The organism is Leptolyngbya sp. GB1-A1 (genome assembly GCF_039962475.1).
Lineage (GTDB): Bacteria > Cyanobacteriota > Cyanobacteriia > Elainellales > Elainellaceae > Leptolyngbya_A.
In genome coordinates this window covers 80,497-89,445 of sequence record NZ_JAMPLI010000024.1, presented here as the reverse complement: position 1 = coordinate 89,445, position 8,949 = coordinate 80,497, and the positions used below count along the sequence as shown (strand labels likewise).

The 8,949-nt window shown below is 52.9% G+C and carries 7 protein-coding genes; 4 read left to right on the top strand and 3 right to left on the bottom strand.

What is annotated here, in order from left to right:
- Nucleotides 1-354: 354 nt before the first annotated feature.
- The 3 genes from NDI45_RS20065 (at nt 355) to NDI45_RS20055 (ending at nt 3,167) form a co-directional block, all read left to right on the top strand.
- A complete protein-coding gene (locus tag NDI45_RS20065) occupies nt 355-1,362 on the top strand; it encodes a DnaJ C-terminal domain-containing protein (protein ID WP_348248436.1) in 1,008 nt (335 codons plus the stop codon).
- Nucleotides 1,363-1,448: 86 nt separating this feature from the next.
- Nucleotides 1,449-2,843 carry an ABC transporter substrate-binding protein gene (locus tag NDI45_RS20060; protein ID WP_348248435.1) on the top strand — a complete coding sequence of 465 codons (1,395 nt, stop codon included), beginning with the start codon at nt 1,449-1,451 and terminating at the stop codon, nt 2,841-2,843.
- A 120-nt stretch (nt 2,844-2,963) separates the two neighbouring features.
- Nucleotides 2,964-3,167, top strand: coding sequence for a hypothetical protein (locus NDI45_RS20055; RefSeq protein WP_190791058.1), 204 nt, complete (start codon nt 2,964-2,966; stop codon nt 3,165-3,167).
- A 229-nt stretch (nt 3,168-3,396) separates the two neighbouring features.
- Here NDI45_RS20055 and NDI45_RS20050 read toward each other — a convergent pair whose 3' ends face one another.
- Nucleotides 3,397-4,131: a hypothetical protein gene (locus NDI45_RS20050; protein ID WP_190791059.1), complete on the bottom strand. Its 735-nt coding sequence runs from the start codon at nt 4,129-4,131 to the stop codon at nt 3,397-3,399.
- Nucleotides 4,132-4,140: 9 nt separating this feature from the next.
- On the bottom strand, nt 4,141-4,746 hold the full coding sequence (locus NDI45_RS20045) for a hypothetical protein (protein WP_348248434.1): 606 nt from the start codon (nt 4,744-4,746) through the stop codon (nt 4,141-4,143).
- 242 nt (nt 4,747-4,988) lie between these two features.
- On the opposite strand from NDI45_RS20045, the gene NDI45_RS20040 reads away from it, so the two are divergent.
- Entirely contained in the window at nt 4,989-7,046 is a 2,058-nt protein-coding gene (locus tag NDI45_RS20040) for a serine/threonine-protein kinase (protein WP_348248433.1), read from the top strand.
- On the opposite strand, the gene NDI45_RS20035 is transcribed toward NDI45_RS20040, so the two are convergent.
- The gene (locus NDI45_RS20035; RefSeq protein WP_190794327.1) at nt 7,043-8,527 is read right to left on the bottom strand and encodes a trypsin-like peptidase domain-containing protein; all 1,485 of its coding nucleotides are present in this window, start codon (nt 8,525-8,527) and stop codon (nt 7,043-7,045) included. The genes NDI45_RS20040 and NDI45_RS20035 overlap by 4 nt on opposite strands.
- Nucleotides 8,528-8,949 lie beyond the last annotated feature (422 nt).

The window sequence follows — 8,949 nt, the reverse complement described above, 5'->3', positions numbered from 1 at the left end:
GAAGAGTTGACTCAGCAATTGCAGCAGTTGCAACGCCAGACGATTGCGTCTTTAACCGGTTGGGATTACATTCTCAATGCTTTATCTGTAGCAGGTATTTATTGAATTGGTATCAAGAACTAGCGTAGGAATAATTCGGAATTCGGAACGGTGGAGCTTTTATACCCATTCGATCGATAAGAGCTATAGATATCCCTGCCCTGCTAAAGTTCTGAACCCCAAACGCTGAATTTCTAACGGGCTAAAGTACGGGAATTTCCCTATTTCCTGCCTTGCAACCGAACCCGCAGCAGGTCAGAATCCTGATAGCTTATAGGCAGATGCTATATTTAAGTGCTTAAAGGAATTGGCTGAATGGCAGCAACCGACTTTAAAGACTACTACGCTGTCCTGGGAGTCAACAAAACTGCCAGTGCAGATGAAATTAAGCAGGCATTCCGACGACTGGCGCGGAAATATCACCCTGATGTGAATCCAGGGGATAAATCGGCAGAGTCAAAATTTAAAGAAGTCAACGAAGCATACGAAGTCTTATCTGATACTGATAAGCGGCGCAAGTACGATCAGTTTGGTCAGTACTGGAACCGGGTTGGCACTCCAAGCAGTAGTCCGACCGGAACTCCGGGCGCAGATTTTGGCGGATTTGATTTCAGTCAGTACGGCAGCTTTGACGAATTTATTAACGAGCTGCTGGGTAAATTTGGCGGCACTGCGGGTGCACCGGGCGGGGGTCGTCGCGCCTACACCTATCGCACCAATCCGGGCAGTTCTGGATATGGTGGATTCAGCGATTATGCAGACTTTGGAAATTCCGCCGCTAACGTTCCGACTGATCTGGAAGCTACCCTGACCCTGACCCTCTCAGAAGCCTTTCATGGCGTTCAAAAAAACCTGCGCGTCGGCACTGAAGACATCAAGGTGCGGATTCCTGCCGGAGTCAAACCGGGCAGCCGCATGACTATTCGCAGCAAGGGACAGGTGAATCCTTACAATCAGCAGCGCGGTAATCTTTACCTAACTGTGGAAGTGCAGTCTCACCCCTTCTTTAAATTTGAGGGCGACAATTTGACCTGCGAAGTGCCGATCGCTCCCGATGAAGCGGTTCTGGGTGCGTCGATTGAAATTCCTACTCCCGATGGCAGCGTCACGATGAACATTCCTGCCGGAATTCGATCAGGTCAAACTTTGCGGCTACGGGGTAAGGGCTGGCTCAATCCCAAGGGCGGCAGAGGTGATCAGATGGTGCGAGTGGTGATTGTACCGTCAACCAGCCTTAGCCCGATCGAGCAGCAGGCATACGAAACCCTGCGCGATAACCGCAGCACCGATCCCCGCGCTCAGCTCAAACAAATTAAACTCTAGGGTTGTGGTGCAAGCTGAGGGTTGTGCCATGATAGGCTCGTCAAAGGACGCTCATCCCTGAATCTTTGTTCTGCTGAATGTAGCCTATGCCCCTATTGCGCGATTTCACATCCTGGCTTCGCGAGTTCAGCCCTGCGGCGTTGCGAAGCGGTTTTCCCTACCGGGTAATCGGCTCCAGTCTCCTGGGATTCCTGCTGGTAGGCTGTCACTCTTCGGTACTGCTGGGCGAGCGTCCGTTTTGGAGCCAGCACAATCAGCAGAACAATTCCCAACGCCCCGATCGCCAGCCCCGCAGCGAGGGCGGATTAAAGCTAGGGGCAATGCTGCCTGTTACCGGAGATTTGGGTCAGGTAGGACGACCGATGCTTCAAACGTTGCCCCTCCTGGTGGATACGGTCAATCGCTGCGGCGGCGTGAATAATGCCTTTGTTTCTCTGGTGGTCGAAGACCAAGCTGTTAAACCACTCGATGGAGCACTGACCCTGGACAAGCTTGTCGAAGCCGATCGAGTCAGCGCGATTGTAGGAGCGTTTTCGAGCGAGGTAACTGCGATAGCCCTACCCGTTGCTGTTCAGAATAAAGTACTGCTGATTTCGCCTGCCAGCGTTAGCTCCTCATTGACTAATCGTGCCCAGCAGGGAACATACAAAGGATTTTGGGCAAGAACGGTTCCTTCCGAAACGGAGGAAGCGATCGCTCTGGCACAGCTCGCCCAGAAACGCGGCTTTCGCACCGTCACAACGATTACGGTTAGCAAGCCCGATGCGATCGCTCTTGAACAAGCATTTATTGCGGCTTTTGAAAAGCAAGGCGGCACTGTACTTGATAAAACTCAACCCCTGCGCTACGCCTTTAACGCTGACCCCTTTACACTGGAAGAGTTTGCCTATGCTGCGTTTCGTCCCTTTGATCCGCCTGATGCAGTCATCGCTATTCTTGATCCGGGAGCAGGTGCGTCGCTGCTAAAATCTGCGGCTGAGATGGGGTTAACAGAGGGAGTTCCAGTCGTGCTGACAGACGAAGTTCGCATCGATGCTTTTGTTCAACGAGTGGGCAAAGCGACGGATGGCACGTCTCTTCTGTCAGGAGCGATCGGGACGGCTCCGGCATCAGATGGTTCAGCCTTTTCTGATTTAGCGAAACTGTGGCAGGAGCAGTTTGGCAGCCCTCCGGGACTATTTGTGGGGCAAACCTGGGATGCTGCTGCCCTAGTGATGCTGGCGGCTCAGGCAGCAAAATCAAACAGCCGTGAGGAAATCCAGGCAAAGCTGAGAGAGGTTGCCAATCCTCCAGGGATGACGGTGAACCATGTGTGCGAAGGGCTGGCTCTACTCAAGAACGGACAAGAAATTAACTACAACGGAGTCAGCGGCAAAGTCGACATCGATCGCGCTGGGGATGTCAAAGGCAACTACGATGTCTGGACGGTAGACGATCGCGGGCAGTTTAAGCGGATCGATCGCATCAGTCCTGCTGATTAGGTTGCGTCACCCATTCGGTTGTCTTACAGATTAGGCAATCTGATCGCTAACACAACACAACATTAGATAATAAAAGCACCCTCGGTTTGGCAAAAATTAAGTACTTTTTCATTCCCTCCTATGGCTCAAACAGTGACCGTTGTCTTTAATCCTGAAACCCCTTCGACCCGGTTTCAGGTCCTTCCGGTTGATGTGCAAAACGGAGACAGTGCCCCCACGCCTGTCTTTATCTCTCCGATTCGCGGCAATGTGACTTCCTGGCTTGCTTGCAATGGCTATCAATGGGTGCAAGGCTCCCAACCCGAACAATGGATCAAGGCTTAGGGTGAGCTTTCAAGGAGCTTGATTTCCGCTAATCCCTGCTGTAGAGAGACTACGGTGTACCTCCATCTTGCTACCCAGGTTCAAATTGCTACTGCTTGCCCCCTAACCCCTTAATTCTGGAAGAAACCGAGCCTAATTCGGAGTTGAAAGTCCCCCTGGAGGATTTGGGGGGCTGCCAACCTGAAAACGCTTACAAGAATGCCTGATGTGGACAGGCTAGGTATTCAGGCTAAGGAGCTTTAGTCAGCCTGACAATCATTCGATTCACCGTCGGATAAAGGGCTTCCAAGTGAGGATTATCAGAGTCAAAAAGCTGGTCTCCCATGACTGCCTCGAAGTCAGCCGATCGCATTTCGATCGTTCCTGGCTGAGGAGCCAGCCGCAGAATGAGCAAGTCCTCATATTGAGCCAGCCGAGTTCCGGTAAGCACAACTGTTCCTGAATAATCCCAGCCGAAGCCATAAAGCTGAAACGGTCCCAAAGCTGCCTGTAAATCCATCAGGGTGGCTTCCATGCCGATACCCTCAGCCGTTTTCCACTCTGTGCCCAACTGCGAGACGGCTTCGGCTTGCGTCCGGCTTTCATCGCGCCAGATCACGGTGAACGATCGCGTTTCGCCCAGATCTACTCGTGTTGCGGGGCGCATTTCGCCTTCGCCCACGGAAAACTGCTGATTTGTTAATTGCTCCGAGCCATAGAGATTCACCAGATCGTCAAATGCTGTTGCGGCTGTAATCTGCCCGACTCGCGCTCCGGGGACAATCAAAAACTCGGCTGCCGGAGCAGTGGCATCTTGAGCCGGAGCCGAAATTACCGGGCTGCTAATCACACGCGAATCCGCAACCGTTGAAGAATTTGCGGGTGCAGCAAAAGGCGAACCGGCATTGGGGTTTTCAGGGGCAGAACAACCCATCGATGCGATCGCTCCACCTAGCATCGCCGAAAAAAGAACTTTGAGTTTCATGAATTCAAACTAAAACAAATCAAATCCCAGCACATAGGCATCGCTGGCACGAATCCGTACGATAAAGGGCGCACCGTTGACCCGTCCTTTCACCTCCCAGGCACGATTGCTCTCGACGCGATCGACATCATCAATCTCCACCACATCTGAGTAGGGATCGCGAATGCTGAGCCGCTGACCCACAACTGCCCGCGCCACATCTTCGGCATCACTCTGGCTGCGAACGCTGCCGCCATCAGAATAGGTTCTGCGCCAGTCCTGGTTGTCGTCATCATCGCGATCGCTGCGATCGACTCCCTCCAGACGGTAAAGCTGCACATTGCCCGTCCCACTGGAATAGTCGCACCCCACTACAAAAGAGCTACCCTGCCGCTGACTCACCTGCATCTGGACTTCAGCTCCGCCTGTCATCGGCTGGATCGATAAAATCTCACGCACCCGCAGTCCCCGATCTTCTGCCTGCTCGGTACAAACTTCTTCTGCGTCTCCTACCCCTCCGCGCTGCGCGAATAGCAATGAGGCATCGCTGATCAAAGTCGAAGCACGAACCGGAAGAACCGCTAAGCCTGTTGTCAGGGTCAGCGAGGAAACAGCAGCCAGCACAAACGTCCTCATAGTTCCGCAATTCCTTATGTAGATAAAAGTAGAGTCAAAAGGAGAGCTAGATGATAGGGGCGGGAATCTTGTTAATACAGACGAGCCGATCGCGGCAAAAGGTTCCAGTTTATGTGAATTTTCTCTGCGACTGCGGCTGAAGTGGTGCGCCCTTTTTCCACAGTCGAAGGGACTTCCATTAAGCTAGGGGTGAGTTAGTCTACAACCTCCATTTTTATTCCTATTCTTTTATTTCTATTTCTATGGCCGCTGTTTTTTGCAGTCGAGGACATCCGAATCCGGGCGACAACCGATTTTGCTATCTGTGCGGCGAGAAGCTGACCAGTCGGGCAATGCAGCAGGACTTGATTTTAGGCGATCGGTATCGAGTCGTCAGAGAACTCGGGCATGGCGGCTTTGGGCGCACCTACCTTGCCGAAGATTTAAACCGATTTCGTGAAGCCTGTGTGCTGAAGGAATTTGCGCCGCAGGTTCAGGGCACGTCTTCGCTGCAAAAAGCAGAAGAACTGTTTGAGCGAGAAGCAGGGATTCTCTACGGCTTGCATCATCCTCAGATTCCGCGTTTTCGGGAACTGTTTCGGGCGGTGCTGGGCGATCGCAGTCATCTGTTTCTGGTGCAGGACTACATTCCTGGAGAAACCTATGGGCAACTGCTTCAGCAGCGACAGCAGCAGGGAGGCACATTCAGGGAGCCAGAGGTTTGCCAGCTCTTGACCCAGATTTTGCCCGTTCTAACTTATTTACATCACTCTGGCGTGATTCACCGCGATATTTCGCCCGACAACTTGATTCTGCGATCGAGTGACGGTTTGCCTGTTCTAATTGATTTCGGCGGCGTAAAACAAGTTTCGGCGGCGGCTGAATTGCAGTTTGTACCTCCCGCTCAGGTTGCTCCTGCCGCGACCCGTTTAGGCAAAATTGGCTATGCCCCGATCGAGCAAATGCAGCAGGGGGTTGTTTCCCCTCAGAGCGATTTGTATGCCCTTGCCGTCACCGTGCTGGTGCTGCTGTCTGGGCAGGAACCCACGCGGCTGCTCGAAATGAAGGGCACCCGTCCGCAATGGCAGCGATTGGTTGCAATCAGCCCAGCCTTGACCCAGATTTTACAGCGAATGCTGGCCTCCCACGCTGACGATCGATTTCGTTCTGCTGATGCTGTGTTAACAGCCCTTCAGCAAGCCAATTTGGTTCCGGCTGCCCATCAACTGCCGCTTCAGGTTCAGGAAAATGCCGCGACTGCTCATCTGCCCACGGCTCCGATCGCTGAACATCTTCATTCTCCTCAGGCGATATCAGGCGGTTCTCCCCCAGGCATGGCGACTGCTCCCACTGCGCCTCAAACCATTGCTAGGGGTCAAGCAAAAAATCAGGTTCAGTGGCACCAATGGGCGGCGTTGGGCGGTGTGGTGCTGGCTCTGGGTGGGGCAGGCTGGATGGCACACGATCGATGGCTGCCGCTTTTTTCCAGTCGTAGTCCGAGTTCTCAGCAAGGAAATCGTCAAATGACGCCTCAGCAGCGGAGCCAGAGCCTTGGCGTTGATTTTTCCTTTCTCGTGCAGCTTACCAATCAAACGTTTTATACCCGCTATCCCGATCAGCAGGGGCGCACGCTAACCAATGCACCTCAGGATCAGGAGCTGCGAAAAACCTGGGATATCATTGCTGCGGAGTGGCTCAGCCTGCTTGAGACGAACTTGAGCGAAACTGTCCGCCAGAAGCTCGGCAGCTACACCAAAGCCGATCGCGATCGCTGGAAAGAGCAGATCAACCAGCTTTATGTCAGCAGTCGATCGCTGTTCGACTTGACCGATGCTCGCTTTTTCGCGCTGTTTCCTGACCAGCAGGGGCAAAATTTTATCGATCAGCCGATCGGTCAGGTGTGGCACGGTATGGCAGCCGAGCAGGTTAAAACTTTAAACCATACTGCCCTGGAAAAAATTCAGTTTGCTCCGGGCACATTTAGTCAGCAGGTGAATGGTCGCCTTGCCCCCGGAACTGGGAGGGTTTTTCTGGCAAACTTGTCTGAGGGACAGATCATGCGCCTGAATATCCAGGCTGCGTCCCAAAGCACCTTGCTCTCGATCTATTTGCCGAAGCCAACCCGCGAATTGCCCGTTCTTTTGGAAGACTCAACCGATGTAACCTGGACGGGCAATCTACCCCAGTCTGGCTATTACGAGATTGTGATCGTTGCCAGAGGAAAGACTGCGACTGACTATCAGCTCAATCTTGCCATTGACAATGTCACTTCTGCTCCAGTAGAAGCCGCCCGCCCAGAAGCACCCGAAGCGAAAAACTAACGGACTTCCAGGGTGAAAGAACCGCGTCCCGAGCGATCGTAGGAGTTGGCAATAATCCGATAGGTTCCGTTTTCCGGCAGCGTTACCGTTACGGTCGAATTGGTATTCTCCGGCGTGGCATCGTCATTTTGGGCAATGACGCGTTCGCTCGCATCAACCACGATGACATAGGTGTCAAAGTCGGAACTTTCCATCGAAACCGTGATGGACTGCCCCTGCCGCCCCTCAATGCTGTATTCCTGATAGAAACTGCCGTCCGAAGGAAGCACAGGCGAACCTGGACCCAGTGTTCCCTGTTCGCGCAGAAGTGCCTGTCCGCTCTGACGCTGCAAGGTTTGTCCCTGCTGCTGAGGGGTTGATCCTCCCGCCGCCAATCGAATGCTGTAGTCGCCCGTTTCGCCCGCCGCATAGGTGTTTGCCAGCACCGTGTAGATGCCATCTACAGGCAGAGCCGCAGTGACACGTGCATTCGAGCCACCGCCGCTATCATCGTCCTGAGCCACGTTTTGACCATCTGGAGCGAGCAGAATGATAAACGGATCAACCTGGCTGCTGCTCATCTCGATCGTGATGCGATCGCCCTGCCGTCCCTCAAAAGTGTAGGCATCGAAGAAGCTGCGATCAGTCGGCAAAACATTGCTGTCGCGATCGAGCCGCCCACTCACAGGCCTATTCATCGCAATTCGTTCAGCAGTATAGCCTCCTCCCAACAGCGGCGACTGTTGTGCGACACGCGGGGCACTCCCCTCTCTCACCGCAGTTAGAAAAGGCTGGACGCGATCGACCGAGATAGCAAAGCCAATTCCCGTATTATTCGTGCCGTTGCTGCCCGGAGAGAAAATTGCGCTGTTGACTCCGATCAGCTCTGCCTGACCGTTAAGCAATGGTCCACCAGAGTTACCGGGGTTAATTGCCGTATCAGTTTGAATCAAGCCTCGATTGCTGTCAACCCGGCTAACAATTCCTGTAGTGAAGGTTCCCTGAAACTGTCCAAAGGGGTTGCCGATCGCAAAGGCGCGTTGACCCACTGCTACCGATCCCGCAGGCGCGATCCGCACTGTTGGCAGATCATTCTGTCCGTCAATCTTCACAGCTGCTAGATCTAGCCCATTTTCACCAAAGGCGATAACCTCGGCTTCAAATTCTCGCCCGTCTGCCAGCGTCACTGTGACCTTTTCAGATCCGCTGACGACGTGAGCATTCGTTAAAACTAAGCCATCCTGAGAAATTACAATGCCGCTGCCTGTCCCTTCCCCTGCCTTGATTGAGACTACCGCTGGGCTTGCCTGCTGATACACCCGAACATTGACGGTTTCCTCCTGATCCTGGGTTTGCGCCAGCGCAGAGGAGGCATTCGTTTGCCCAAAACGAGCCAGATTTAGCAGTTCTACTGAGCTGACTGCATTCAGCAGATTAAAGCTAAGTGCGGTTCCTAGCACTGCAAAACCAGAAGTTACGGAGCGGAGAAATTTACGATTCATGCTGTCACCACGCGATTGATGAGAGTGAGGAGACGAATAGATTACGATCGAGTCTAAAGGAAATGAATTGCCGCCGTCTTTATGCCATTCACCGTCTTAGCCTTTAAATCCGGTCAAACTGGTGTCTACCCTGCTAGAGAAACGCTTAACAGATTGCTAAAGCGTCATGTGAGATTGGCTGGGAGATTGTCAGATGGATCAGATGGAATTTAAGAAAGGCTCAGATAAAACTCAGCTGGTTTTGATTTGCAGCGATCGGCGAATCACTGATGATTTCGCTTTATAACTGCTGATGCCCCTCCCCGTTTGTCAATGGCAATGCCCGCTGTCTCAAAGTACCCAGCCAGCTATCCTGATTATTCAGAATAGATCAGCTCACAAAAAATTGGCAGTATGCCCTGGACAGAAAAGGGGATAGAAAC

Excerpts from the sequence above, each read along its gene's own strand:
- NDI45_RS20065 (WP_348248436.1), top strand. The coding sequence starts at position 355 with ATGGCAGCAACCGACTTTAAAGACTACTACGCTGTCCTGGGAGTCAAC.
- NDI45_RS20060 (WP_348248435.1), top strand. The coding sequence starts at position 1,449 with ATGCCCCTATTGCGCGATTTCACATCCTGGCTTCGCGAGTTCAGCCCT.
- NDI45_RS20055 (WP_190791058.1), top strand. The coding sequence starts at position 2,964 with ATGGCTCAAACAGTGACCGTTGTCTTTAATCCTGAAACCCCTTCGACC.
- NDI45_RS20050 (WP_190791059.1), bottom strand. The coding sequence starts at position 4,131 with ATGAAACTCAAAGTTCTTTTTTCGGCGATGCTAGGTGGAGCGATCGCA.
- NDI45_RS20045 (WP_348248434.1), bottom strand. The coding sequence starts at position 4,746 with ATGAGGACGTTTGTGCTGGCTGCTGTTTCCTCGCTGACCCTGACAACA.
- NDI45_RS20040 (WP_348248433.1), top strand. The coding sequence starts at position 4,989 with ATGGCCGCTGTTTTTTGCAGTCGAGGACATCCGAATCCGGGCGACAAC.
- NDI45_RS20035 (WP_190794327.1), bottom strand. The coding sequence starts at position 8,527 with ATGAATCGTAAATTTCTCCGCTCCGTAACTTCTGGTTTTGCAGTGCTA.